At 40.8% G+C, this 26,567-nt stretch carries 26 protein-coding genes; 14 read left to right on the plus strand and 12 right to left on the minus strand.

The genetic code is table 11. The features are described 5' to 3' along the window. Window positions 1–7: 7 nt before the first annotated feature. From MST16_RS04320 to sdsA, 4 genes are all read right to left on the minus strand, one after another. Window positions 8–1,273 carry an efflux RND transporter periplasmic adaptor subunit gene (locus MST16_RS04320; RefSeq protein ID WP_180011503.1) on the minus strand — a complete coding sequence of 422 codons (1,266 nt, stop codon included), beginning with the start codon at window positions 1,271–1,273 and terminating at the stop codon, window positions 8–10. A gap of 42 nt (window positions 1,274–1,315) precedes the next feature. Beyond that, window positions 1,316–1,912: a phosphatase PAP2 family protein gene (locus MST16_RS04325; RefSeq protein WP_180011505.1), complete on the minus strand. Its 597-nt coding sequence runs from the start codon at window positions 1,910–1,912 to the stop codon at window positions 1,316–1,318. Between the two features lie 152 nt (window positions 1,913–2,064). Next, the gene (locus tag MST16_RS04330; RefSeq protein ID WP_180011507.1) at window positions 2,065–4,116 is read right to left on the minus strand and encodes a site-specific recombinase; all 2,052 of its coding nucleotides are present in this window, start codon (window positions 4,114–4,116) and stop codon (window positions 2,065–2,067) included. Between the two features lie 31 nt (window positions 4,117–4,147). Continuing rightward, a complete protein-coding gene (sdsA, locus tag MST16_RS04335) occupies window positions 4,148–5,125 on the minus strand; it encodes an All-trans-nonaprenyl-diphosphate synthase (RefSeq protein WP_078191391.1) in 978 nt (325 codons plus the stop codon). A gap of 459 nt (window positions 5,126–5,584) precedes the next feature. Here sdsA and rplU point away from each other — a divergent pair, with 459 nt between their 5' ends. From rplU to MST16_RS04390, 11 genes are all read left to right on the plus strand, one after another. Continuing rightward, entirely contained in the window at window positions 5,585–5,896 is a 312-nt protein-coding gene (gene rplU, locus MST16_RS04340) for a 50S ribosomal protein L21 (RefSeq protein WP_078191390.1), read from the plus strand. 19 nt (window positions 5,897–5,915) lie between these two features. After that, entirely contained in the window at window positions 5,916–6,170 is a 255-nt protein-coding gene (rpmA, locus tag MST16_RS04345; RefSeq protein ID WP_067764378.1) for a 50S ribosomal protein L27, read from the plus strand. A 347-nt stretch (window positions 6,171–6,517) separates the two neighbouring features. Continuing rightward, window positions 6,518–6,910, plus strand: a complete 393-nt coding sequence (locus tag MST16_RS04350) for a hypothetical protein (protein ID WP_257245676.1) — start codon at window positions 6,518–6,520, stop codon at window positions 6,908–6,910. A gap of 91 nt (window positions 6,911–7,001) precedes the next feature. Next, window positions 7,002–7,253 carry a YadA-like family protein gene (locus MST16_RS04355; protein WP_257222244.1) on the plus strand — a complete coding sequence of 84 codons (252 nt, stop codon included), beginning with the start codon at window positions 7,002–7,004 and terminating at the stop codon, window positions 7,251–7,253. Between the two features lie 232 nt (window positions 7,254–7,485). Further along, the gene (gene lolA / locus MST16_RS04360) at window positions 7,486–8,181 is read left to right on the plus strand and encodes an outer membrane lipoprotein chaperone LolA (RefSeq protein WP_180011509.1); all 696 of its coding nucleotides are present in this window, start codon (window positions 7,486–7,488) and stop codon (window positions 8,179–8,181) included. 161 nt (window positions 8,182–8,342) lie between these two features. Continuing rightward, complete coding sequence (locus tag MST16_RS04365; protein WP_180011511.1) at window positions 8,343–9,134, plus strand: RsiV family protein; 792 nt, start codon at window positions 8,343–8,345, stop codon at window positions 9,132–9,134. A gap of 117 nt (window positions 9,135–9,251) precedes the next feature. After that, window positions 9,252–10,523: a serine--tRNA ligase gene (gene serS / locus MST16_RS04370; protein WP_078192204.1), complete on the plus strand. Its 1,272-nt coding sequence runs from the start codon at window positions 9,252–9,254 to the stop codon at window positions 10,521–10,523. 73 nt (window positions 10,524–10,596) lie between these two features. Next, window positions 10,597–11,997 (plus strand): siroheme synthase CysG, encoded by a 1,401-nt coding sequence (gene cysG, locus MST16_RS04375; RefSeq protein WP_180011513.1) that lies wholly within the window; start codon window positions 10,597–10,599, stop codon window positions 11,995–11,997. Window positions 11,998–12,370: 373 nt separating this feature from the next. Then, the gene (locus MST16_RS04380; RefSeq protein WP_111885295.1) at window positions 12,371–12,850 is read left to right on the plus strand and encodes a tRNA (cytidine(34)-2'-O)-methyltransferase; all 480 of its coding nucleotides are present in this window, start codon (window positions 12,371–12,373) and stop codon (window positions 12,848–12,850) included. Window positions 12,851–13,018: 168 nt separating this feature from the next. Next, window positions 13,019–13,519: a hypothetical protein gene (locus MST16_RS04385; protein ID WP_218946185.1), complete on the plus strand. Its 501-nt coding sequence runs from the start codon at window positions 13,019–13,021 to the stop codon at window positions 13,517–13,519. Between the two features lie 171 nt (window positions 13,520–13,690). After that, window positions 13,691–14,551 carry an IS982 family transposase gene (locus MST16_RS04390; protein WP_257245678.1) on the plus strand — a complete coding sequence of 287 codons (861 nt, stop codon included), beginning with the start codon at window positions 13,691–13,693 and terminating at the stop codon, window positions 14,549–14,551. A 56-nt stretch (window positions 14,552–14,607) separates the two neighbouring features. Here MST16_RS04390 and MST16_RS04395 read toward each other — a convergent pair whose 3' ends face one another. Both MST16_RS04395 and MST16_RS04400 read right to left on the minus strand, forming a co-directional pair. Continuing rightward, window positions 14,608–16,215 carry a PT dipeptide repeat lipoprotein gene (locus tag MST16_RS04395; protein ID WP_180092498.1) on the minus strand — a complete coding sequence of 536 codons (1,608 nt, stop codon included), beginning with the start codon at window positions 16,213–16,215 and terminating at the stop codon, window positions 14,608–14,610. Window positions 16,216–16,285: 70 nt separating this feature from the next. Beyond that, window positions 16,286–16,681, minus strand: coding sequence for a hypothetical protein (locus tag MST16_RS04400; protein ID WP_180011522.1), 396 nt, complete (start codon window positions 16,679–16,681; stop codon window positions 16,286–16,288). Window positions 16,682–16,833: 152 nt separating this feature from the next. Here MST16_RS04400 and MST16_RS04405 point away from each other — a divergent pair, with 152 nt between their 5' ends. The 3 genes from MST16_RS04405 (at window position 16,834) to MST16_RS04415 (ending at window position 19,525) form a co-directional block, all read left to right on the plus strand. Then, window positions 16,834–18,030 (plus strand): cupin-like domain-containing protein, encoded by a 1,197-nt coding sequence (locus tag MST16_RS04405; protein WP_180011524.1) that lies wholly within the window; start codon window positions 16,834–16,836, stop codon window positions 18,028–18,030. Window positions 18,031–18,096: 66 nt separating this feature from the next. Then, complete coding sequence (locus MST16_RS04410; RefSeq protein WP_180011526.1) at window positions 18,097–18,909, plus strand: DUF6502 family protein; 813 nt, start codon at window positions 18,097–18,099, stop codon at window positions 18,907–18,909. Continuing rightward, window positions 18,887–19,525 carry a hypothetical protein gene (locus tag MST16_RS04415; protein ID WP_180011528.1) on the plus strand — a complete coding sequence of 213 codons (639 nt, stop codon included), beginning with the start codon at window positions 18,887–18,889 and terminating at the stop codon, window positions 19,523–19,525. The genes MST16_RS04410 and MST16_RS04415 overlap by 23 nt, the downstream gene beginning before the upstream one ends. Window positions 19,526–19,589: 64 nt before the next feature. Here MST16_RS04415 and MST16_RS04420 read toward each other — a convergent pair whose 3' ends face one another. From MST16_RS04420 to rpoD, 6 genes are all read right to left on the minus strand, one after another. Continuing rightward, window positions 19,590–20,987, minus strand: coding sequence for an APC family permease (locus tag MST16_RS04420; RefSeq protein WP_180011530.1), 1,398 nt, complete (start codon window positions 20,985–20,987; stop codon window positions 19,590–19,592). Between the two features lie 265 nt (window positions 20,988–21,252). Continuing rightward, window positions 21,253–22,437: an iron-containing alcohol dehydrogenase gene (locus MST16_RS04425; protein WP_180011532.1), complete on the minus strand. Its 1,185-nt coding sequence runs from the start codon at window positions 22,435–22,437 to the stop codon at window positions 21,253–21,255. Between the two features lie 3 nt (window positions 22,438–22,440). Next, window positions 22,441–22,974: a hypothetical protein gene (locus MST16_RS04430; RefSeq protein ID WP_180011534.1), complete on the minus strand. Its 534-nt coding sequence runs from the start codon at window positions 22,972–22,974 to the stop codon at window positions 22,441–22,443. Window positions 22,975–23,050: 76 nt separating this feature from the next. Then, window positions 23,051–23,710, minus strand: a complete 660-nt coding sequence (lipB, locus tag MST16_RS04435) for a lipoyl(octanoyl) transferase LipB (RefSeq protein ID WP_168378112.1) — start codon at window positions 23,708–23,710, stop codon at window positions 23,051–23,053. 157 nt (window positions 23,711–23,867) lie between these two features. Further along, the gene (locus tag MST16_RS04440; RefSeq protein WP_078191448.1) at window positions 23,868–24,155 is read right to left on the minus strand and encodes a YbeD family protein; all 288 of its coding nucleotides are present in this window, start codon (window positions 24,153–24,155) and stop codon (window positions 23,868–23,870) included. Between the two features lie 127 nt (window positions 24,156–24,282). Next, entirely contained in the window at window positions 24,283–26,172 is a 1,890-nt protein-coding gene (rpoD, locus tag MST16_RS04445; RefSeq protein ID WP_078192191.1) for an RNA polymerase sigma factor RpoD, read from the minus strand. Window positions 26,173–26,567 lie beyond the last annotated feature (395 nt).

Consider the following 26,567-nt stretch of genomic DNA (forward strand, 5'->3'; position numbering starts at 1 on the left):
CTACTCCCTATGCGTTTGAAGTAGCTTTTTGTTCAGTTTTAGGCGCTGCTTGTTCTGCGGCTTTAGCGTTTGGCTTTGCTGCAGCAGGTTGTTGCGCACCTTGAGGTGCAGCAGCCTGAGGTTGATACGGTTTGGCTACAACTTGTTGCTCTGGCTTAACTTTCGCAATACCGTCAACAATCACTTTATCGCCAGTATTCAAGCCTTGAGTCACGATCCAGTTTGCACCTTGTGTACCAACAGTGGTTACAGGACGAGATTCAACAGCACCTTTTGCATTCACAATCATTGCAATCGCTTGACCTGTAGGGGTACGCGTAATGGCAGCTTGTGGAATCAGGTAAGCATTTGGAATCACACCTTGAACGATGCGAGCATTGGCAAACATACCCGGAAGTAATAAATGATTCGGGTTAGAAAAAACAGCACGAAGTGTAACCGTACCTGTATCTGGGTTTACACTCGCATCAGAAAATGCAAGACGACCTTCAATTGGGTATTCGCTACCATCTTCAAGACGTAATTTCACTTTGGTGTTATTACTGCTGTCCAAGTTGCCTTGGCTTAACTGTTGGCGTAGACGAAGAAGTTCAGCACTTGATTGGTTAATGTCAACGTACATTGGATCAAGACGTTGAATTGTGACTAATGGATCAGCCTGAGATGCAGTAACTAATGCACCCGCTGTCACTGTTGAACGGTTAGTTTGACCCGAAATTGGCGCACGTACAGTTGAATAACCTAAGTTAATTTCTGCATTTTTAAGTTCTGCCTGAGATGCAGCAACGTCTGCTTCAGCCAGTTTTACTTGCGCAACAATATCGTCATATTCTTGTTTTGAAATCGCATTTGAGCCAACAAGCTGACGGTAACGACCTTCTTTAACACGTAACACGTTTAGGTTTGCTTGTTGACGTGTTAAAGCAGCACGAGCACTGTCAGCTGAAGCACGGTTTGTACGCGAGTCGATCTCGTACAAGGCTTGTCCTTCGCGAACATAACTGCCTTCTGCAAATAGACGTTTCAGTACTACACCACTGGTTTGTGGACGTACTTCTGAAATTTCATAGGCAGATGTACGGCCTGAAAGTTCAACAGATTGTTCAACGCTTTGCGGTTGGGCAACAATGACACCGACTTCAGTTGGTGGCATTTGCTGTGCAGCAGCAGCTTGCTGTGCATCTTTAGGATCTTTGCTACAACCAACAAGTGCAATACTTGTTGCCAATGCGCAAGCAGTCAGGGCAGGAGCCCAAAGCTTTGCAGACATCATTGTTCCACCTCAATTAGATATTTATCTAAATTATTCATTTGTTTACGCTTTACTGATTTTGATGTAACTCAAATAAAGTAGCGTGATCCAAATAAAACTTATGCTCCAACCGGATAAGACATCTGTCGGAAAATGAACCCCAACATAAACTCGCGAAACACCCATACACAGCATCCATAACAATGCCAAAATGGTGATCAAGCGATGTTGAGCATGTTGTCGGTAAATCAAGATCATAAGACACGCAAGCGATGCAGCATAACAACTGTGTGCGCTTGGGAATGAACTCCCGTAAGACGCTACAAGATAGTACATTTCTGGGGGACGCGGTCTGGTGAACGTAAATTTAAGCAACCATGCAAGGCCGATACTTCCAAAGATCCCTATACTGATAAAAACAATCTCTGTGTATTTTTTATACCACGCAAAGTGTAAACACCATAGCGTGGTGAAAAATAATACAAAAGGCATGCCCCCTAGCGCGGAAAGTCCGATGGCAATTTGATTAAAAACAGCAATACGGTGCTGACTCATCCATTCCACGAGATTCAAATCTAATAGATTTAAATGGCTGGAATAAAGCGACAACACACTGATAATTAATGCAAAAAAACCAACAAACAGTAGCGTTCGTGGCATATTTTATTCCTTGTCATTTTAACCGGTTCGAGCTCGGTTAATTAATGGACTAAAGTGTACTCATCAGTACACTTTATTTCAAGTATGTGTAAATCATACTGATTTTATTTTTTGTGTTCATTTACATCTTACTAAAATAAAACACAAATCTGCTAATGATTGTTCTTACTGGCTTGTGTGCCATCTTCAACTTCAAGTGGGGCTTTTGGTGGCCAGAAAAAGTCACTTGGTCGCGTTAGAAAATGAGTCATCACCAATTTAGCCAGTGGTTTCCATTGTTCAAATCTTACGCGACGTGCCCGTAGTGCCACAATAATGGTTAACGTGAAACTGACGAATAAGTTAGTCAGACCGATCAGAATAACTCCTAAGAATGACACAATGATTAAGCCAATGTCTGGTGAACCATTAATATTGATGAGGCCTTGAATGAAGTTGGCCGAGGCGAAGGCGATATGGCGAATATCTAAAGGTAAACCAAAAATAAATCCAATCGTTCCCATACTGCCTAGCATGATCCCGAATAAGAAGTTACCTGCTAAAGCACCTAAGTTTCGCTCAATGTAAGCGGCAAGCTTATCCAGTCTCTCTTGACCCATGATGCGTTTTAACTTTGGATGTGCTTGAATCCGTGGTCCAACTTTGCGATAGATCGCCATGTTGTCAAAGTACCCAGCAAGCAAACCTGATAAAAACAAACATACCCCAGCTATCGCAGCATGTGGCACAGCCAATGAGGTAAATGGATTGAGGTCGTGTAAGGTTTTAGCTGCTTTTGTATGATTCATTAATGGCTCATGTAAAGCCATGTCCCAACTGAGGGCGATCAATGCTGCAACAGGAATCGCAATACTAATGTTGCCTAAGATTGCAATAAACTGGGTTCGAATGATGTTAATAATCAGCGCGGCAAGTTCGGCAATCTGCGCCATTTTCGAGCCTTTACGATGTTGAACTGTCGAGGCAAGGGCGGCAGCTGTCATCGCAGGCTGTTTGGTAGCAACCGTAAAATGTAAGACATGAATCAGCATAAAGCCGAAAGAGTAGTTCAGACTATATGAAATGGCTTGCATGAGCGGTGCCATGCTGACACGGGCCATCAGCACTTTTAAAGTTGCCATACATGCAATGATCACACCGGCACCTGCCGCAGATCGGTACATGCTCATAAAGCCTTGTTTGTCCGTACTTACATAGTGTTCGCCAGTTTTACTTGCGTTTTCGGTGACTTGTAGGGCAACCAATTCACTATTGGTGGCGAGCAAATCGCGCACACTGCGTTCGTTATAAATCGCTGACGTCACATCACTGAGTAAACTACCCATAGACACATAGCGGACATCATCTTCTTCAACAATCAGGTTGAGTAAGATTTCTAAGCGATCTAAACACTGTTCTAAAAGCGACAATAAGTACGTTAGGCTGACACTTACGCCAATTCGTTTGGTCGCACGCCGAATCTTCAGCACCACATCACGACATTGTTCCAGCATTACCAACGCTTGAGAAGCATCTGGCGGTAGCACAGCACTCATTTCTTCAGCACTTTGATGGAGCTTTTTATACTGCTGAATAAAATCATTTATTTCACGGTTTTGCACCAAAAAAGGTGATTCATATTCGGTCAGTTCAGGCTGTGCATTAATAAATTCAGGATATAAGCCAATACCACTTACCCGATAGGACAAAACGGTAATGGCTTTAATTAACTCACGGCGAATTTTCTTTTTTTCTTCCTGATTGCTATGACCTTGATTAAATAGTCGAAAGAGCTGCATCCATTGCTGATCATCAATACTGTCCAGCCAATATTTGTCGCTATGACGATAAAAAACTCGACGGACTAAATCTTGTAATTGAGTTTCGTCATTGATCAGAGGAAGAAAATGTGCGCCAAGCCGTTGGAACAGTTGTCCCCAAAAACCATCGAGAGACAAAATACCTGTGTCCGCATATAAACTGGTTTGTTTATATCGGCTAATGAGTTTTAGGACAAAACTTTGCAAGGTAGAGGCTGCATCTGGCGTGATGAGTAAAGCTTGGATGAAAGCCTGAAATTTTTTCTTAATTTCGTCGGTATTTTTTGTATCTTCTGGTCGAATTCGGTTGACCAATTCGATCAGCAAGTTTTCATCCAGCACAGCCCGAGGGGTATCGAGCTGTTGCTGCATGGTCAAAAAGATATCATTCAGTTTTATATGCATAGGCAAGTGGGATTACGATGAATATTGTTAATTATTGAATTCGGTGTAATGCCAAGTTTGCGAGGTTGATTAAAGCTTGACGATATTCAGTATCTGGTAGAGCTGCTAAAGCGGCTAGTGCTGCCTCAGTTTCTTCAGTCGCTCGTTGGCTACAATAATCAAGTGCCCCAGAGCTTTGTACAATCTGAATAACACGCTCTAAATCTGCTGTACCACCTGTGGCAATACTGCGGCGAATAATGTCATGTTCTTCGCCAGTGGTATTCTTTAAGGCAGAGATTAAAGGTAAAGTTGGTTTACCTTCCATCAAATCATCGCCAATATTTTTACCTAATGTTTCAGCATCTGAGGTGTAATCTAAAATATCGTCAATAATTTGAAAGGCATTTCCAAAGTGTCCGGCAAATTTTCTAAGCGGTTCACGGTACTCTGGTGTACCTGTCAAAATCGCTGCACCTTCGGTAGCGAGCTCAAATAAACGTGATGTTTTGCCGTGAATAATATCTAAATAGGTTTGTTCAGTAGTTTCGGGTTGGTGTTGTGATTGAAGTTGTAACACTTCACCTTCAGCAATTTCACAGGTGCCCGTTGAAAAGTCTTTGAGTAATACTTTGCTGTCTAGATCCACCAATAAATCAAAAGCGCGAGAAATCAAAAAATCCCCCACTAGTACGGCAGTTTGATTATTCCATGTCGCATTTGCGGTTGGGCGACCACGGCGTAATCCCGATTCATCGACTACGTCGTCATGAACCAAGGTTGCGGTATGTAGCATTTCAATAATTGCTGCAAGTTTACGATGTTTTTCTAAATCTTCTGCGCCGCAAGCTTTTGCTGCAAGTAAGCACATAATGGGACGCATGCGTTTACCGCCTGCTTCAACTACATGTTTACTGACGGCCATGACCAAGGCAACTTTAGATGTGATCCCTTCATTAATAAATTTGTCCATCGCAGCAAAGTCAGTGGCAACAGGCGCGAGAATATCTTGCTTAAAGTCGATGGTCATATGAAGAGAAACCTCAATAATTTTTGAATTACAGACGTAGTGTAGCAATTTGTTATAGGAATAACAGATAAGAACTTACTCAATTGACTTAATCTTAAGTGATTTTTTTCATCAAGCGGAAGTATTGTACTTATTTTTTAACAAACTTTTATCGACAGCATGTTGTTTGAGGACCATCCTGTCGATGCTAATCCAGAGTATATTAGCCAATTGTTGCTAAAAATCTATGTCAATCGTTGCCAAAAGCATGTTCAGTGAATTGGAGCACTCATTTTAATAGTTTTAATGACGCTGTTTATATAATAAACGCAGACTCATCTAATATTTTACGGAAATGACTTGTTGTTTTTCGGGTTATCCCTTAAAATCTTTGCCTTTGCAAAACCCCAGTGACGATCGTTTTAAGATCGGTATATCCCTTTACCGGCACGACAACACGGGCATGTTTGGAGTACTTAAATGTACGCAGTAATCCAAAGCGGTGGTAAACAACACCGTGTAGTTGAGGGTGAAACCCTTAAAGTAGAATTATTGAAAGCTGAAACTGGCTCAACTGTTACTTTTGATGACGTGTTGATGCTTGTTAACGGTGACAGCATTCAAATTGGTGCACCAGTAGTAGCTGGCGCTAAAGTAACTGCTGAAGTAGTTAGCCATGGTCGTCACGACAAAATCCGCATCATCAAAATGCGTCGTCGTAAACACTATCGTAAACAACAAGGTCACCGTCAATGGTTCACTGAGTTGAAAATTACAGCTATTTCAGGCTAATTACGAGGAGTAAGTAGACATGGCAACTAAAAAAGCCGGTGGTTCGACTAAAAACGGTCGTGACTCGAACCCAAAAATGTTGGGTGTTAAAATCTACGGCGGTCAATCTGTGACTGCTGGTAACATCATCGTTCGTCAACGTGGTACTGAATTCCACGCTGGTGTAAATGTAGGTATGGGCCGTGACCATACTTTATTTGCAACTGCTGACGGCGTTGTAAAATTCGAAGTGAAAGGCCAATTCGGTCGTCGCTACGTATCTGTTGAAGCGTAAGCTTTAATAGAAAAAACCCGCATTTTTGCGGGTTTTTTTTCGTCTGAAGAAAATGTGAGGTATTTTTTTAGATTGTTACAAACGATGTATGCATCAATAAACAACCATAAATGGTGATTTTAATCACAAAAAATAAAGAGCGTAATAGAGGAGTACAAATACAAAAAAAGGATAAGGACATGAATAAAATATTGAATACGGTTTTTATCAATACTGACTATCAGAAAAGGAATTATCCTGATAAAAGCCAATAAATTGCATTTGAAAAGACACTAGGACTTGGTGAAACGACTTCAATCGCTATTAAAGCTGTACCAAAATTACTTGCTGTAAGTATTTTACTGTCATTGGGTTCAATTACTTGGGCTGGCGGTTCAGGAGGGCATGCCTCAGGTGGTTCAACCTGTTCGAGTAGCTGTAATGATTCACATCAGCATTCAGGTGGAAAAGGGCACACAAGTCATGGGAATGGCAATGGTTATGGACATAGTGGCGGAGGAAAACCTCATACTGGACCACAAGGACCACAAGGACCACAAGGACCACAAGGACCACAAGGACCACAAGGACCACAAGGACCACAAGGACCACAAGGACCACAAGGACCACAAGGACCACAAGGACCACAAGGACCACAAGGACCACAAGGACCACAAGGACCACAAGGACCACAAGGACCACAAGGACCACAAGGACCACAAGGACCACAAGGTGTAAAAGGTGATACTGGAGCACAATGAAGCAAAAACTTATGTGAACCAAGTTGGGCAACAAACTCTTAACCAGGCAAACGCCTATACTAATAGTCGTGTAAACGCATTGAATAGAGACATGCGAAAACTCGAAGATCGAACCTATGCAGCAGTGGCTTCAAGCATTGCAATCGCTTCCTTACCACAGCCTACAGATGCAGGTTACAACATGTTCAGTGCAGGTATGGGGACTTGGGACGGTGAACAAGGCTATGCTCTTGGCTTCAGTGGTGTCACTGAAAACAAAAAATATGTGTATAAAATTGGGGTAACCAGCAACTCTGAAAGTGACTTTGGTGCAGGAGCTGCTATTGGGTGGCAATGGAAATAACTGAAAATTGGAATGTTGAAATTGCTAAATCATGGTTTAATTATTTGAAAGGCATTTGAGTCAAATCAAGTGCCTTTTTAGTTTATATTTCTCCATCATGATGAATAAAAAACAGCAATTTGCATTAATAACCATACAAAACTTCTTATTTTCTCTAAATTTAGTCAATGAAAGTGGTTTAAGATGGAGCCATCTAACAAATTGCGTTGATGCAAATATAAAAGGTGAATCTATGAAAATGCTTCGTAAAACCATCTGTGCTATGGCATTAGGTGCAGCGACACTGGCACCGGTTATGAGTACGACAGTATTCGCGGCACCAGTTGCAGCGTCGGAGCAGCAGGCAACTGCCAATTTGGTGAAACAATTATCGGGTATTAAAAGTTTTACTGCTAACTTTCAGCAAACTACAAAAGTGACCAACCCGAAAGCTACTCAAAAGAAAGGTTTAAGTGCGCAGCATATGAACCAAACTTTTACTGGGGTCATGAAAGTTCAGCGTCCGGGTAAATTCTATTGGGAAACAACCAGCCCATCTAAGCAAACCATTGCGACTACAGGTAAAACAGTTTGGATTTATGACCCAGACCTACAACAAGCGGTACGCCAAAGCTTAGATGACCAAGTTGCGAATACACCTGCATTATTATTGTCAGGTAATACGGCTCAAATCATGAAGTCTTATCGTATTACACAGCCAAATAAGACCAAAACTTATTACACCTTATATCCAAAAAGTGATGATGGCGTATTTCAAAGCTTAACCATTAGTTTTGGTGCGAAAAATGCACCAACCTTAATGATTCTCCAAGACTCATTAGGTCAAACAACAAATGTACGTTTCAATAATGTGAAGGTGAATGCGTCTATTCCAGCGTCAACCTTTAACTTTGTACCTCCAAAAGGTACGGACATTATTGATCAATAATTCTCATGAACGAAAAAAAGCAGACATCGGTCTGCTTTTTTTATGGAGAAATGTAAAGCAAGCAAGCTGAATTTAAGTGAAATTTAGTAGTATGCTGATATTCGCAGGTTGCTTAAATGAAGTGACTTGTGGTTTTGACTGTTGCTATAGGGAATTTTGGGATGAAAAAAAATCATATGAATAATATAGCTTGGGCTGTTTCAGCTGTGGTTTTAATTGGGTCATTAACGGCCTGTCATCCTCGAAATGAACCTGTTGAAGGTGCAACGACGGAACAGAAGTCAGCGGTCGTCGCTGATGCGATTCCACTTATTCAATCGAAATCTGTTGCGATGCAATTGCCGAAAGCACAAGCTTGCGATGCGGAAGGTTGTACCCAATATACGATTCAAACGGTTGAAACCAATGTTGATTGGATTAATCAATATTTTACTGATCGGATTAAAAAAGCAGACCCGATTGCATTTTCAACTGAGCCGAATCAAAAAATTGATTTATCGGACAAGACGGATGCAGGCTTAAGTCAAAGTACCACTTCTGTTCGATACATTAGTCAGTGGGGGCATATTGCAACTTTTGCGATCGAAAGCTATACCTATGCAGCGCATGCGGCTCATGGTATGTCCCATGTTGAATATGTCAATTTTGATTTAAAAGCCAAAAAACGTTTGGCTTTACAAGATGTCTTGGTCAAAGGTGCAGATGCGAAAGTGATTAGCGCACTTTTTGATGCCAACTATATGTGGTTAGATAGTCATGATATTGAACGTTCAAAACTTCAGTTAAGCGATAATTTTTATTATGGTGCGAATGGGATTGTATTTGCTTATCCACTGTATGAATTGGCGAGTTATGCAGAGGGCATGCCTGAGCTAAAACTTCCATATTTTACGGCTAAAGGGCTATTTAAACCTGAATATTTACCAAGTTTGCCAAATTACGAAACCAAATAAGACAATTTGCAGCAAGATTATTGGTCTAATAAGGGGCAGCTGTAAGCTCGGTCACTGTATTTTTGAGTGTTAAGAGCTTACACTATAGCCAGTTTTTTTCTTTACTTAAGATTGGCTATGATCGACCCGAAATTACTCAGAAATAATATTGAGGCTGTAAACTTAGCCTTAGCAAAACGTGGTGTTCAACTTAACGTAGCAGAGTGGGCAGACCTTGAAGCTCGCCGTAAGGAAATTCAGTCTAAAACTGAGTCGTTACAAGCTGAACGTAATGCTGGTGCAAAACAAGTTGGTCAAATTAAAAAAGCTGGCGGTGATGCATCTGAAATCATGGCACGTATGTCTGCTATTGGTGATGAAATTAAAGCCGCAGAAGTTGCACTTTCTGAGCTTCAGGCTGAACTTGAAGCCAAATCTTTATCGATTCCGAATTTGCCTCATGAGTCTGTGCCAGAAGGTAAAGACGAAAACGACAATGTTGAAGTTTTAAAATGGGGTACACCACGTCAGTTTGATTTTGAGATCAAAGACCATACTGACTTGGGTGAAATGATGGGCGGTTTAGAATTTGAAACCGCGACCAAATTGACTGGTACTCGTTTTAGCGTACTCAAAGGCCCATTGGCGCGTTTACAACGTGCAATTACCCAATTTATGTTAAATACACATACCTTGGAAAATGGCTATACCGAAGCTTATGTACCTTATTTGGTTAATGCAGACTCTTTACGTGGTACAGGCCAATTGCCTAAATTTGAAGAAGATTTATTTAAACTTCAAGGCGAAAAAGAATACTACCTGATTCCTACTGCAGAAGTGCCTGTAACCAACTTCGTGCGTGATGAAATCATTGATCCAGAACGTTTGCCATTAAAATATGCAGCGCATACGCCATGTTTCCGTAGTGAAGCGGGTTCGTATGGCCGTGATACACGTGGTTTGATTCGTCAACACCAATTTGACAAAGTAGAAATGGTTCAGATTGTAAAACCTGAAACTTCGATGGATGCTTTGGAAGAATTAACGGGTCATGCCGAAGGTATTCTTCAAGCATTAGGCTTACCATACCGTAAAGTCGTTCTGTGTGGCGGAGACATGGGCTTTGGTGCAATCAAAACTTATGATTTAGAAGTTTGGGTGCCAAGTCAAAATACCTACCGTGAAATTTCATCTTGCTCATGCATGGGTGACTTCCAAGCACGTCGCATGAAAGCACGTTACCGTACTGACCAAAAGAAAACTGAGTTTGTACACACGCTAAATGGTTCAGGTTTGGCAGTTGGCCGTACTTTACTTGCCGTGATGGAAAACTATCAACGTGCAGACGGTTCAATTGAAATTCCAGCAGTACTTCGTCCATATATGGGCGGTGCTGAATTTATCGATTAATAGTCGATAAAGTGCATACATTTGTGCACAAAAATTGCTTAAGACAATCAGATTTAAACTATTGAGGTCGTGTGTGGATATCTTTCCAATCTCTTTGAAGTTGCAGCAGCAACCTTGTCTGATTGTTGGTGGTGGTCGAATTGCATATCGAAAGGCTGTGCTGCTTGCGAAAGCGGGCGCACAGCTGACTGTTTGCTCACCCGAAATTGAAGATGATTTATTGAGCTTGGTTAATCAAACTCAAGGTCAATATCTCAACTCGATTTATCACGAATCGGTTTATCAAGAAAATGCCATTGCGCTGCGTCAGTTTCGTTTAGTGATTGCAGCAACCAATGACAAAGCGGTCAATCAGGCGGTTTTTGAAGCCTGCGAAGCTGAAAATGTCTTGGTTAATAGTGTCGATGATCCGCCGCATTGCCGTTTTATGGTTCCTGCGATCATTGACCGTTCTCCACTGGTCATCTCCGTTGCATCTAATGGCACATCGCCAGTACTCTCGCGCCAAATACGCACCCAGTTAGAAAGCTCGATTTCGCATGGCATGGGCAAACTGGCTGAGTTCTCAGGCCAATGGCGCGCAGCCGTTAAAGCCAAAATCGTCAATCCAGATGAACGCCGTATTTTTTGGGAAGACTTGTATGCAAGCCCGCTCAAAGAGCAGGTATTCAATGACAATTTGACTGAAGCCAATCGTTTGATTGAACAGGCATTATTGGAATGGAAACAGCCGAAAGGTGAGGTGTATTTGGTAGGTGCAGGGCCGGGTGATCCTGAACTGCTGACCTTAAAAGCCCTGCGTTTAATGCAGCAAGCGGATGTGGTGATCTATGACCGTTTGGTTTCTCAGCCGATTATGGACCTCTGCCGCCGTGACGCTGAAAAAATCTATGTAGGTAAAGCACGATCCAATCATGCTGTTCCGCAAGAAGGCATTAATGCCTTACTGGTAAAATACGCAAGTGAAGGCAAACGCGTCTGTCGCTTAAAAGGTGGAGATCCGTTCATCTTTGGCCGCGGCGGTGAAGAAATTCAGGAACTCTTTGCGGCAGGCGTTGCCTTCCAAGTCGTTCCGGGAATTACTGCTGCCTCTGGATGTTCGGCTTATGCAGGGATTCCTTTAACGCATCGAGATTATGCGCAAAGTGTACGCTTCTTGACAGGGCATCTCAAAGAAGGTTCACCTGAGCTACCTTGGAATGAGTTGGTTTATCAAAATCAAACGCTCGTGCTGTATATGGGCTTGGTCGGTCTAGAAAAAATTTGTGAGAAACTCATCGCGCATGGGCAGCGTTCAGAAATGCCTGTCGCATTGGTTTCTAAAGGGACGACACCTGAACAAAAAGTCGTGGTCGGGACATTGGCAGATATTGCATCTAAAGTCAGTGAATACCAAATTCAGGCGCCTACATTGACGATTATTGGTGATGTGGTGAGTCTGCGTGAACAGCTTCAATGGCATGAGCGAGGATAAGCAACGCAACGCGTTGCCCGAGCGCAAGGCGAAGGCTATGCCTGAGCAAAGAGGATAAGCAAGCTGCTCAATTGTCCAAATGCAAGGCGAAGGCTATGTCTGAGCAAAGAGGATAAGCAGGCTGCTGAATTGTCCACGTGCAAGGCGAAGGCTATGCCAGAGCAAAGAGGATAAGCAAGTTATTGTATTGTCCAATTGCAAGGCGAAAGCTAAGTACAAAGGATATGAGTAAGTGGATTGTCCTCGTGTAAAGCGAAAGCTAAGCAACGTAGATAAGCAAGCGCTTGTAGTACCATCTAAACTTATGCTTCAGCTTTGTAACTATAGCCCGAGCTTAAAGTCATTATTTAACTAAAGAGTAGAGAAAAAAACTGTGATCCATGTTGTTTTATACGAGCCAGAAATTCCTGCAAATACAGGGAATATCATTCGTTTATGTGCCAATACTGGAGCGCAGTTGCATTTGGTCAAGCCATTAGGTTTTGAGCTGGATGATAAAAAACTCCGCCGCGCCGGTTTGGATTATCATGAATGGGCACACATGAAAGTATGGGAAAACTTTGAAGAATGCCTTGCGGGCTTAAAAGCACAAGGTATTGAGATGGATGCCATTTATCCATTAACCACCAAAGGTTTTGAAACACCGCATACCTCTAATTTAAATCGTCCTGTGGCGCTGTTGATGGGGCCAGAAACACGTGGTTTGCCGGAAGATGTCCGTATGATGTTCCCAAAAGAACATTGGATTCGCCTGCCGATGGCACCAAATTCACGCAGTTTAAACTTGTCTAATGCTACTGCTGTGATTTTATATGAAGCTTGGCGTCAGCAAGACTTTAAAGAATTGGTCTAAGTGTGATCTGTTCAAAAAGCCGCTCTATCGAGCGGTTTTTTATTGGGAGTGAACACAGTGAACCGTTTACAGCAATGAAGTTTTGTAAAATAAGGGCTTAAAAACTTCAGCATCAATATAAAAATGTGTATAAGAACACTGTGAAGAAATAAAACGGGTACTTAAAACTTGAAATCTATAAATTTAAAAGCTTTTGGTGTCGTGATTGCGACCGGATTCATTTCATCAATGAGTTGGGCTAATCCAACCGTATCGAACACAACAGAACAGACACCAGTGACCGTCACTGCAACTACAGAAAATGTTCCAGTTGTACCGAAGGTTGAGGTGATCAAGCCTTTTACTAAGGCTGAAATCCAGCAGGGCATGCTGGAAATGCAGCAAAGGCAAAATCAGCGTATTGAGGAATGGGGAAAAACACTAAAAGCCGACGATTTTGAGCGTTCTTGGTATGGTGGTCGCCAATTGAAAAAAGCAAAGCGTCAGGAAGTATGTGGGCTATATCAAGACTTAGTCAATGAAACATACAGCTTGGCTCAAAAAAATAAAGCGCGTCTTAGCCCTGCCGATCAGCAGTTAGTAGCAGATCGAAATCAATTTATTCAAAGTTTAGGTTATGAAAAAAATATAGTAGATACCAAGATGGGTTTTAACTGCCGCTTAAAATAATCGGTGTGTATTATTGCTTTGATCCATTTCAATAATTAATGTCCTTGATGTCGAAACAACAAGGACATAGAAAAGCTTAAGTAACCTGAATCGCGGATAAGAAATTAACTTGAAAAAAAGGTGACTGAAAACCATTAGGGAGTTACCACACAACCTAAGCCTTCAGCCACCATGTTCGATTTTACATATTTCTTCTGCATCGTTGATGACTTTTTTCAGAAATTTGAAGCAAGCTATTGGGAATTTTTAAAACACAACAACAAGCGTTTGAGAATGCGGTCTTCTCAATTGAAAATTTCAGAAATCGTATTCATCGCAATTTGGTATAAATGCTCTCATTTCAATAACTTCAAAACATTTTTCTTTTCATTAAAGCACAATCATAGTCAACTCTTTCGATATTTACCGTGTTACCAACGAATGGTTCATCTCATCAGAGCACATCAATTGGCACTGCATGCTTTACATTTTGCCTTAATGAAAGACTGTCAGAGTCAGTATTTATGGATCGATTCGACCACACTACCTGTATGTAAAAATCAGCGGATTCAACGGCATAAATCTCTAGCAGCAATTGCAACACGCGGCAAAAGCTCAATGGGATGGTTCTTTGGCTGTAAGCTGCATTTAATCATGAATCAGTCAGGAGACATGGTCAGTACAGCTTTATCAAATGGGCATACAGCAGATATTAAAATGGTTGAACAGTTGGTAGAAGGATTAAAAGCCAAGCTCTATGCTGATCGTGGTTATATCAGTCAGGAATTAAAGAGTAGATTAAAAGTACAAAGTACTGATTTAATTACCTATCACCGAAAGAATATGAAATCTGTACAACTCTCAACAGCAGATGAATATCACTTAAAGCAGCGTAATAAAATAGAGACTTTATTTAGCCTGTTAAAAGGGAAATATCATTTGGTGACGAGTAAAGCGAGAAGCATTGAAGGATACTTAGCTGGAATTTATGCATCTCTATGTGCTTACCAGTTATGCCATCAAAACAAGCCAACCATTCGAGTAATGGAATGATTGGCTTAAGCAGGATTCAGGTTAAGTACTTTTAAAAGCTCAAATTACCTCGTGAATTAATCAATTAGATTAAAGTCACTCAGCTCTGTTTGCAGATGTTTTGGATTATTTGCAAACAGCAGTTGACCGCTGGTGTATAACCAACCCAATTGACCTTGCTGCTGAAGACGTTTCAGTAAGACGTCGTTAAATGTCGACGTTGCAAAGACAGTTTCGCTAAAGACTTTAAACTCACCGACATTGGTGTTTTCACTGTCTTTCATAAACAGCATACCGTTTTTGGTGGTTGAACTCATATCTAAAGCACGGCTGACTAAGCGGTAACCGTCTTTAGCTTGCTCATCGATCATCTCCTGTAATTTTATGCTGCGTTCTACACTATTGCTGCCGGTTGGGTAAGTTTTATAGCGATAGCTGTAAGTGCCATGGTGTGCGCTGCTATTTATACAGGTTGCAACTTTAGGACTATTTTGTTTGCCGTTCAGAACTTCAGGTCGTAAACCTGTGAAATAGTTTTTGAACTGAATAATACGGCAGCCTTGGGCACCCAGTGTATTAAGTATGGTTTCCAGTTGCACTGGGTCGACGAGTGGGGAAACATAGCCGCTGTCATAGGTGTATGTTGCGGTATCATTTTCCTTCTTAATAAAATAATCTTTGAAATTCAGGGCATTGGTTGGTCTGACGCTATGCAGGTATTGATAGCCTGATTTGCCTTTTTCGTTTAACTGATTACGCCATGTAAAATAAATGTCAGCGGTAGAGGGTGCTGTACGATCTGCCACAATATGATTGAAACGCGTATTTTCATTGGCAAGTTTCATGTAGCTATTAACATTGCCATTGTCCAAAGTTTTAGAATCATAGCCAATTAACTTATAACCACTTTGTCCCATTGTATTGAGCTGAGCCAAGAAGTTCACAGTGTCGGTGGTATTAATAAAGCTCTCAGTCTTGAAGTCTGCAGTTGTGATTTTGGTTTTCGGTTTTAAATTGGTGAAGAATTCATTGGAATTTTTTGTATAGCAGCGGCTGTCCTTGAGTGGGTCAGTAATTAGACCACGTTGCATGATGATATAGCTTGGATTTGAAATCGTCGCATTAATTACGCAGAAAGAATGATTATTTAAAAAAGTTAAGACACGGTTGGTAGTCGCGCCACCTCTGACTGGTTGAAACTTAATCGAATGATATTCAAAGTTATTTAGTGTTGCAGCCGGCTGTATTTCACTTATAACCATGTCATGAAGTAATTGATAGCGTTTGGAAACAAATTCACCGCTGCAAGTTTTACTTGAACTATTGTGTACTGCATATTTTAGTTCTTCGTTCACTGCACTGACTGAGTTTTCACTGGTTTTATGAATTGAAATTTGTGGTAAATCGCAATTATTGTTACCGAGGGCAGAATTCCCTTGAATCCATTCTCCTGTGAATTTATCCGCTACAGTTGTTGGTGTTGGTGTTGGTGTTGGTGTTGGTGTTGGTGTAGGTGTAGGTGTAGGTGTAGGTGTAGGTGTAGGTGTAGGTGTAGGTGTAGGTGTAGGTGTAGGTGTAGGTGTAGGTGTAGGTGTCGCGCCATCATCATTGGAGCTTGATCCACCACAGCCCACCAATGTCGTAAATACAGCAGCGATAATGCTGATTTTGTGATTATTATTCATGACTAGTGCTCAATAGAGTAAAGTTGTTATGTACGGCTGATGCGGTTGTATAAACATTTAAAATCAAGATTTATTGAACAAGGTGTGATTCAATCCAGCCATTGCCATGTTCTGTAGTGACTTCTATCAAACCTGTTTTAGTCATGTTTCCCGCAAAAATAATATCTGCATTTTTTGACAGTTTATTAATGACTTGGCTCGATTTATCGGCAGTTTTATAAAGCGGTAGATTATTAATTTTAGGTCTGAGTTGCTGTCCCATGCTGAAACCATTTGCAGCATAATTTGAGTTAGTCGTGGCCCGACTACCTGTCCATTCTTTTGCGGTATTCGATACTTCTTTGGATGTTTCATTAAATTGATTCAGTGTATTTCTTAAATCACGCATGGTATCGGCAAAACCTGCATATACTGATATTGAAGCTAAAGACAGACTGCTAACGATGACTAAATGACGAATTTTCATGAACTTTCTCCTTTACTTTGTTATGTCATTCCGCTTGATATCTGACGGATTCATAACATTCACGGTGTTTAAATAATTATAAAATGCGAAAATTTAGCATTTTTAAAATAGATCATTTATACTTCACTTGTAAAGAGGGTGGAGTGGTGAAAATGAATGTAGAAAGCCAGAGTGAACATCTAAAGCAAAGTAAAAATTGGTATCAGTCCTTACCGACGGAATGGCAAAATTGGTTGAATGAAAATATTGAAAATGGTTGCGATGTACAGAAAATAAGTCTAATTTTACAATCACATGGATTAAGCCCAAGGGCGGATCAATACTTATTTTCTGATGCAGACCAACTTTCAGAACAGCTGCAAAATGAACTTTTGGACTACAGTCTTGAGGGCTTAGAGACAGATGAAATTTTAGAAAAAATTAAGCAAAAAAATATTTCAAATCATTTGATCATTCAGTTTTTAAAGCGTGTAAACAATAACGTAATTTTTAAAAAACTGAAGCAAGTACAGCAACAGCAGAATAAACAGCGCTGGTTATTACAGGTGATGGGTCAATTGAATCAATTGAACGACCACAGTCCATCCACAATCGATTGCATAGAAACACCTGATTTTGCAACATTTCTAGAGCAGTATTATAGCCAGATGCGGCCGGTCATTTTAAAAGGTGGGATACAACATTGGCCTGCATTGCATAAATGGAGTCCTAAATATTTTGCACAGCATTTTGAAAATGAGTTGGTTGAAGTCCAGATGCATCGTGAGCAGTATCAAGATTTTGAAAAAAAATCGGTACAGTTGAAACGCATTATTTTGATGCAAGATTTTGTCGCACAAATCAAAGCCACTAAGCGTAGCAATGACATTTATTTAACTGCGAATAACGCCGCTCAAAATAAGCAGTTCATGCAAAAGATAAGTGAGGATCTAGGTGACTTCGCCAAAGGTTATTGTCAAAAAGAGATCAAAGATCGACATTTTTTATGGTTTGGCCCTGCAGGCACATTTACACCACTGCATTATGACTTAACCAATAATATGTTGGCACAAATCTATGGACGTAAAAAAGTGACTTTGATTCCTGCATGGCAAATGCCGTATATGTATAACGATCATTGGGTATTCAGTCAGGTTTCAGACGTCGCAAAGGCTGATCTAGTAGCCTATCCACTGTTAGAAAATGTGACACCGTTCGAGTGCATTTTGCAACCAGGGGAAACCTTATTTATCCCAATTGGTTGGTGGCATAGTGTTGAAAGTTTAGATATCTCGATCAGTGTTTCTTTTACGCATTTTAATGTAAATAATCATTTTTTTACTGAATATCCTCAAGATCTCATCAGATAAAAATTGTGAAGTAGATTAAACAATGCGAAAATTTCACTTATGCAGTCTAATTTTCATGGCAATTCAATGAGCAAACTTCTCACTAATGAGGCAGATCAAAATTTACAGCAAGTATTGGTGCTGATGAATGAGCTGAGCCAATGGCTGATTCGCTCAGGTGTGGGATATACCGAGTTTACTGCTGCATTGAAACCGGTTTTTTTCCAACAAGCTGTACAAGAGTTAGAGCGTATCGATCAAAAACCGACGATTTCCGCGATCAGTTTACTTTCTGGCCTGCACCGTAAAGACGTGACAGCTTATAAAGAAGTGATTTCTGAAGGTAAGGATTTGACCGAAGCGACTGTTTCAGAGCCGATTAGTGTGCCATCGCGTGTGATTGGTTTATGGTTAGCAGAAGGTTGGGGGGATTCTTTACCATTTAGCAGTGAGTCAGAAAATAGCTTTGAAATGCTGGTGAAAAGAATTTCAACAGAACGTCATCCGCGTTCAGTACTCAACGAGCTTATAAGGCTTGAAATTGCCACTGAAAAAGATGGGCAGGTGTATTTACAACAACGTCGTTTTATTCCTGATCCTTCGCAGTTAGAAGCACGTAAAATTTTAACGCGAAATGTTCAAGCGCATTTAGAAGCGGGTTTGCATAATTTATTGAATCCTGATGAAATACCTTATTTAGAACAAGCCATTTGTGCTGACGAATTAACAGAAGAATCGATTAATAAATTACATGAAATGAGCTTAGAGCTTTGGCAGAAATACTCACTACAACTTTTAAAACTTGCCGCGGAGCGTTGCGCAATGGATGACGGGAATCCTGAAGCAAATCGTGTATTTCGCTTTGGAGTTTATCAACATGATACGAAAATTAAACTTTAAGACTTTAACCCTTTGTGGCTTGATCAGCGTTTTAGCGGGTTGTGACATAGAGTTTTTTCGAAGTGGTGGGGTTACAATTGAAGGTACAGGTGATCCAATCATTGATATCGGTCATGCAGGGGATGGCCGCGGAACAATTATCTTGGGGACACGATATTTAGAGTTTTCAGCTTCCGTGCAGGATTCTTGTTATGGCGTGGAACGTAAATTAGCCTTCCTTAATCCATTTGATCGTCAGTCGATTGACACAAAAACGTATGTAGAAATACCTGCTGCCCAAGTGGATCTTAATTCGCAAAATGTTCAATTGATCTTAAAAAATACCAATAGCGTACCAGTCACCATTCATTTGCAATGTGATATGCCATTAACCATGCAATTATTCGAGCAGGTTAGACCATATTTTCCAAAACAAGTATGTGATACACCTATAGATATCAAACTCTATCCACAACAACAGCATATATTTGAAGCAGCTGTAAATTTAGAGACTGTTGAAGATGGTATATGGTCACACGGTGATGGAGCATCGGTTGAATTAAAAGGCAATACACCAGACAAGTGTGAAGAAATTTCAATTCAATTTCAGCAATCTAGAAAAGCCATACAACCTTAATTGGTATATTTAGAATAACAAAAAAGGCGCTTTAAGCGCCTTTTTTGTTTAGAGATAAACTTGATTAGAATTTATCATCAAATTCGTTATGTTGCGGTGCAGGGTGTTTAAAACCTTTAGTTTTATAACCAAGGTATAAAATACCGAACATTGCCCACCACAAACCATATTTCAATGCAGTTTCTTCAATTTCTAACCACATCGCAAAGATAGTGATAAAGCCAAGCATTGGAATAACCACGAAGCTAAAAATATCTTTGGCTGTTTTTGTGCGGCCATCACGAAGTGCATAACGTGAAATCACAGATAAGTTCACGAAAGTAAAGGCTGTCAATGCACCAAAACTAATCATCGAAATGACAATATCAAGATTCATAAAGCCCGCAGTTAATGCAACCGCACCTACGATCATGATGTTGTACGATGGTGTGAAGTTTTTCGGACTAATATGACCAAAAATCTTTTTGTTAATGACGCCATCACGACCCATTACATACATCAGACGTGATACGCCAGCATGTGCAGAAATACCTGATGCCATTACTGTCACAATCGCAAAAGTTAACACATAGGATTGGAACAGTGAGCCGCCGACGAGCAAGAGTATCTCTGGCTGTGTTTCAGCAATATTCTTGAAATAGTTACCCGGCTCAGCAGGGAAGAACAGCTGCATAAAGTAGGTACTAATAATGAAGATAATCCCTGCGATTAAAGCAGTTAAGAAAATCGCTTTCGGCAGTGTTTTCTCAGTATCTTTGGTTTCTTCTGCCAATGAACTTAATGAGTCAAAACCAGTGAACGAGAAGCACAGTAATGTTGCACCTGTAATCAGCGCACCCACAGACGTCAGCTCATTCCAGAATGGCTCAAGGCTCCATAATTGGTAGCGTTCTGCAGCAGAAATAGGGCCATCAGCATTGAAGCCCATTTGAAGCTTGCTGTAGACCATCCACGTGAAAATACCAATTACTAATAACTGCACAAGTACAATCAAGCTGTTAAAGTTAGCAACAAAACGCGCACCGCGTAAGTTAATTCCAGTCATGAATGCCGTTAGCACAATGACCCATACCCAGTGGTTTACTGTTGGAAATAGTGCTTCAAGGTAAATCACTGCAAGAATAATATTCACCATTGGAGACAGCAGGTAATCTAGCCATGACGACCAACCGACCATGAAACCTACGTTCGGGTGAATGGATTTTTGGGCATAGGTATACGCAGAACCCGAAGAAGGGTAGCGACGGATCATATGACCATAACTAATCGAGGTAAACAGAATTGCAATAAGGGCAATAATGTAAGAAGTCGGCACGTGTCTATGACTTTCTTCAGATACTAAACCAAAAGTATCAAATAGAGTCATTGGTTGGATGTAAGCCAAACCAATAATAATAATGTGCCAGAGTCCAAGCGTTTTTTGCAGTTTAGCTGCCGATTGAGTCCCAGAGATATTTGTCAACGGCGTTATCCTCTTATCGTTGATCAAGGATCAGTCATATTCTAAGGATCGTTTGAGACGAACGATCCCCCCTACGTTTTAAAACAAAAGTGCGCCAATCTACTCCAAATTGGTACATTTTGTCAGTAACTTTGAAATTATTTTTAGCAGAAATTATGCCAGTTTGATTAAAAAATAACTGATATTGCGTTCTGCAAGTGAAAAGCCCGATGTTTAAAAAAACATCAGGCTTAATTTTTCGCTATATTCGCTTATTTTTCAGCAATTACCAAGCTTTTTTTAGAACAGTTTTAAGGTCTTCTAAGCTGGCTTCTTTAGGATTATAAATAATAGATCCATCATTCAGTGCTTTCTCTGCCACTTCATCTAATTGAGCTTCAGTCACTTTACCTGTTTCACTCAAAGTACGTGGTAATTTGGTCAAACTAAACAAGCGGTCACGCATGGCTAAAAGCGTTGAAATGGCTTTTTCAGCGCGGAGGTTGGCCGGTGTTTGTGCATAAATATCAGGACCAGCCAGTGGTAATAGCAATTCAGCAATCTTATCGCCATTCACTTCTTTGTTGTATTCCAACACATACGGCAAGAATAAATTCATGCATAATCCATGGGGCAGGTGAGCAACAGCACCTAAAGCATGACCCAATGAGTGGACTAATCCAACCATCGAATTCGAAAATGCAATTCCTGCCATTGTAGAAGCTTGTGCAAGTTCTAAGCGCCCATGTGCATCGCTGGTATTATCTAATACACCAAATAAGCTATTGCTAATTTTCTTGATTGCGGCAGTTGCATAGGCATCTGAAATCGGGTTCGCCGCCATGCACGTATAGGCTTCAATGGCATGCGTCATCGCATCCATCGCTGTCATTGCTGTAAGATGAGGTGGCAAAGTTTGCGTCATACGTGGGTCAAGAATTGCTGCATGTGGCATCAAATAATTCGATGCAAAAGCCATTTTAACATTCTTTTCAGGGTCAGAAACCACAGCGACCATAGTCACTTCTGAACCTGTCCCTGAGGTTGTTGGAATCACAAAAAATGGTTTTAAAGGTTTTGGTAAGTTGTGCGCACCTGAGTATTTCAGTAAGTCATCACCACCTTCAGATACCAAGATGTTGGTTGCTTTAGAGGTATCAATCACTGAACCGCCACCGACGGCAATAATGGCATCACATTGGTTGTCGCGGTAAAGTTGAGCCGCTTTACGTACGGTTTCTAGACTTGAGTCTGGCGGAACATCATCAAAAATATAGCCAATCACCGTCTCGGTACTTTCAAATGCCGCTTCAATCGGTGCAAGTAATTGATTACTACGAACGCCTTTGTCAGTAATGATCATGGGGCGTTTAGCACCGAAAGTAGACAGTTCGAATGGGATGTGTTCTAAAGCAGCATGGCCAGCAATCACTTTTACAGGACAGAAAAATTCGTAATATGGTTTAGCCATGTGTTATGCGCTCCGTTTTAAATAAGACTGGGCTACTTTTAAATAAATATTTGCAGCACCGCTCAGTTTTTCTTTTAGGCTTAAATGTGTTGGATATTCTTTGACAGCCAATTCAGCCACCAATTTAGGTAAAATTAACGCTTCCATTTTGTTGAGACAACGCACCAGTCGGATGGCATAAGACAAATCACCATCGGCGATCATGCGGTCATTGGCAAAGGCTTGTGCGGTACTTTCTTGAAATGAGAAGACCAAAAAGGCATGATTCAAATGCTTAAACGTAATGGTTAAGTCAGGCTTTTGAGTGCCGGGTGTGAGGAGTTTGAGTTGGTGGTCTTCCGTGACTTGCGCGACAAATGCAGCACCATTTGGAAAAACATTCATAGATAAAATAAAATTAACTGGAAATTTAGCAACTTCTTGTTTAATTTCTTCATCGACCTGGCTCGCCATGACCAGACCTCTGCCAATCACATCCATCATGAGTTTGACATAGGCCTGCTGGAGCGCGGGTTTAACGGATTTAGTTGCAATCACGTGTACATCCCTTATCTATAATTATTAAATTTAGAGCTTTTACTCTAAATTATTTTATTTGAGAAAGCAAAGTCTTTTATAGTTGTTTGACTGTTACGTCTTTAAAGTAACCACTGTTTTTCAAAGTATCAATGATATCGACGCATAAGTTTTCAAATTTAGGGTAATCCTGTACTAAATCTTGTATGCGCACCATTTCCAATCCTGCATAGCCACATGGATTGATGGTATGAAACCCAAATAAATCGCAATCAATATTCAGTGCTAAACCATGATATGAACGGCCTTTACGAATTTTAAAGCCCAAGGAACCAATCTTTCGTTCATTGACATATACACCCGGTGCATCAGGCTTGGCATAAGCTTGAATACCATATTTGTTCAGCAAATCGATCATGAGGGTTTCGGCATACGAAACCAATGTACGAACATTCCATCCCAAACGGTTTAGGTCAAACATGAAATAAGCCACCAATTGACCCGGCCCATGCCAAGTGACTTGCCCACCACGGTCTGTTTGTACCACAGGGATGTTACTATGCACCAAAATATGTTCAGGTTTGCCAGCTTGCCCCTGAGTTAATACATCGGGATGTTGCAAAATCCACAGTTCATCAGGTGTGTTTTCATCGCGCTGTTCAGTGAGTGTTTTCATCTCTAAAAAGCGGTCTGCATAAGGGGTCAGGTGGTTATATTGACGAATAATTAATTCGGGTTTTTGAACAGTTTCAGTCACGTATTTCGTGTCCTTTTCTATCAAAGTCATGTATGGATTATAATGAATTAGACGTACAAAAGGGGGGTTAAATACTGAATACTTGAGGGTATTACTATTATACTTAGACATAAAAAAACACGCCCTAAAGCGTGCTTTTTTATTTAAATCAACAGAATTACAGCGCGGTACGAATGTGTTTACAAGCTGCTAAATCCGCATAGACCGCATGTACTTGTTCTAACTCTTCGAAACGTAATTGAGCAGTAATGGAATGATATTTACCTGTACGAGATGGAGTCACAGTCATTTTACTGCCATCAAAATCAGGAAAATGTTTAACAAAAATTTCATTCACTGCAAGGCGAAGTTCTTCACCTGCATTACCAATCAATTTAATAGGGTAGTCCATAGGGAAGACCCAAAGATGCTCTTGCAATTCACGTGAAGGAGCGCGATTAGTCATATCAGTCATGGGACACCTCATTATTTAAAAATACCTGCAATGAGCAGGTATTTGGAATCATTTGCTACATGCTCATAATATGGGGCGGAAAACCCCATATTCAAGCCTGCATTGTCCTAGTTATAGGTTAATCATTCTCAAGGAATGAACGCAGATGTTCTGAGCGTGAAGGATGACGTAATTTACGCAATGCTTTCGCTTCAATCTGACGAATACGTTCACGTGTTACGTCAAACTGTTTACCCACTTCTTCCAAGGTATGGTCGGTTGGCATATCGATACCGAAACGCATTTTCAAGACTTTCGCTTCACGTTCAGTCAAGTTTTCAAGAACTTCACGTGTTGCTTCTTTTAAGCCTTCTGACGTTGCAGCGTCAATAGGAGAGGTGATATTACCGTCTTCAATGAAGTCACCAAGATGCGAATCTTCATCATCACCAATTGGTGTTTCCATTGAAATTGGTTCTTTCGCGATTTTAAGCACTTTACGAACTTTCACTTCGTCCATTTCTAGACGTTCACCTAATTCTTCTGGTGTAGGTTCACGACCCATTTCTTGAAGAAGTTGGCGAGATACACGGTTGATCTTGTTAATGGTTTCGATCATGTGTACTGGAATACGAATAGTACGTGCTTGGTCAGCAATCGAACGCGTAATCGCCTGACGAATCCACCAAGTTGCATAAGTAGAGAATTTATAACCACGACGATACTCGAATTTATCCACCGCTTTCATCAAGCCAATGTTACCTTCTTGGATCAAGTCGAGGAATTGCAAACCACGGTTGGTGTATTTTTTCGCAATCGAAATTACCAAACGTAAGTTAGCTTCAACCATTTCCTTTTTCGCACGGCGAGCTTTCGCTTCACCAATCGACATACGTTTAGAAATGTCTTTGATGCCTTTAACATCTAAACCAAGTTCTTTCTCGATGTCAGCGATTTTTTGTTGGAAAGCCAGAACGTCAGGGCGGACTTTTTCAAGATAGCCTTTCATTTCTGCAGGTGCTTTAGCAATTTGTTCATCTAACCAAGCAAAGTTAGATTCTTGACCTGGGAAAGACGTACGGAATTGAGTACGGTCCATACGACCACGACGTACTGCATAGCGCATAACTTCACGTTCAGAAGTACGGATTTGGTCATGGGTATTACGAATCAAATCAGAGATGATGTCGAATAAACGTGGTGTGAATTTGAACATCATGAACACAGTTGCAAGTGCTTCAAGTGCAGCAGCAGCTTCTTTACTGTTACGACCATGTTTTTCAATTGCAGCTTTAGTGACTAACCATGCTTGTTCAAGCTCAGTGAAACGTGCTTTAGCAATTTCAGGATCTGGACCAGATTCGCCTTCAGAATCATCATCACCTTCAGACTCTTCTTCTTCATCGTCATCATCAAGTTTGACATCTTTAGTTGGCTTGTTGGTTGACGCTTCATCTTCATCGATCTCAGAATCATCTTCATCGATCACTTCTGGGATGGCTTCGTCAGATTCTGGATCTAAATAACCAGAAAGAATATCAGCTAAACGGCGTTCACCCGCTTCATAATCTTTATATTCTTGCAATACAACTTCGACTGCATTTGGCCAATAAGCAATAGAATGTAAAACGTCACGAATACCTTCTTCGATGCGTTTTGCAATGCTAATTTCGCCTTCACGTGTTAAAAGTTCAACTGTACCCATTTCGCGCATATACATACGCACAGGGTCAGTGGTGCGACCGGGCTCATTTTCAACAGATGCAAGTACAGCAGCGGCTTCTTCTTCAGCAACTTCGTCAGTCGCTTCGCTGCCACCTTCAAACATTGTATCGTCAGTTTCTGGTGCACGATCATGTACCGGAATACCCACGTCATTCAACATCTGAATGATGTCTTCAATCTGTTCACTTTCGGTGATTGAGTCCGGGAGATGATCGTTAACCTCGGCGAAAGTTAGGTAACCTTGCTCTTTGCCTCGGCTAATCAGAGCCGCTACTTGAGAAGTAGGGGAAGTCATATCGCTCATCTTTGCTTACTCTTCGTTGAATCTGTGGCAGTAAAAAACCGTGCATTTTAGCACGATCGTCTCATTAAATCTTGTGAATAGCTGGCTTATCCCATTAGGACGGTACAGCATCAAGCTGTCCAATGAGATATTAAAAATTTAAATTCAGTAATTTAGGTGGGGCTGAAATTGTTGTTTTCAAGTTCATCCCATGCATCGATTATTTTATGGGTCATCTTTGACTGTCATAAAAATGAAGGACGCAGGGTGGATTATATCATGCCACAGGTTTTGGTAAGAAAAAAAGACCTATTTTTAAAGTTTAGTTGTTAAAAAAACAAATAAAACTTGACAATATTTTATATCCCATATAAATAGCGGCTAGACCCCTTCAATTTTTTTCATTATGAGGTAGT

Origin of the sequence: Acinetobacter sp. YH16040_T, assembly GCF_024605785.1 — a bacterium.
Classification (GTDB): Bacteria; Pseudomonadota; Gammaproteobacteria; order Pseudomonadales; family Moraxellaceae; genus Acinetobacter; species Acinetobacter amyesii.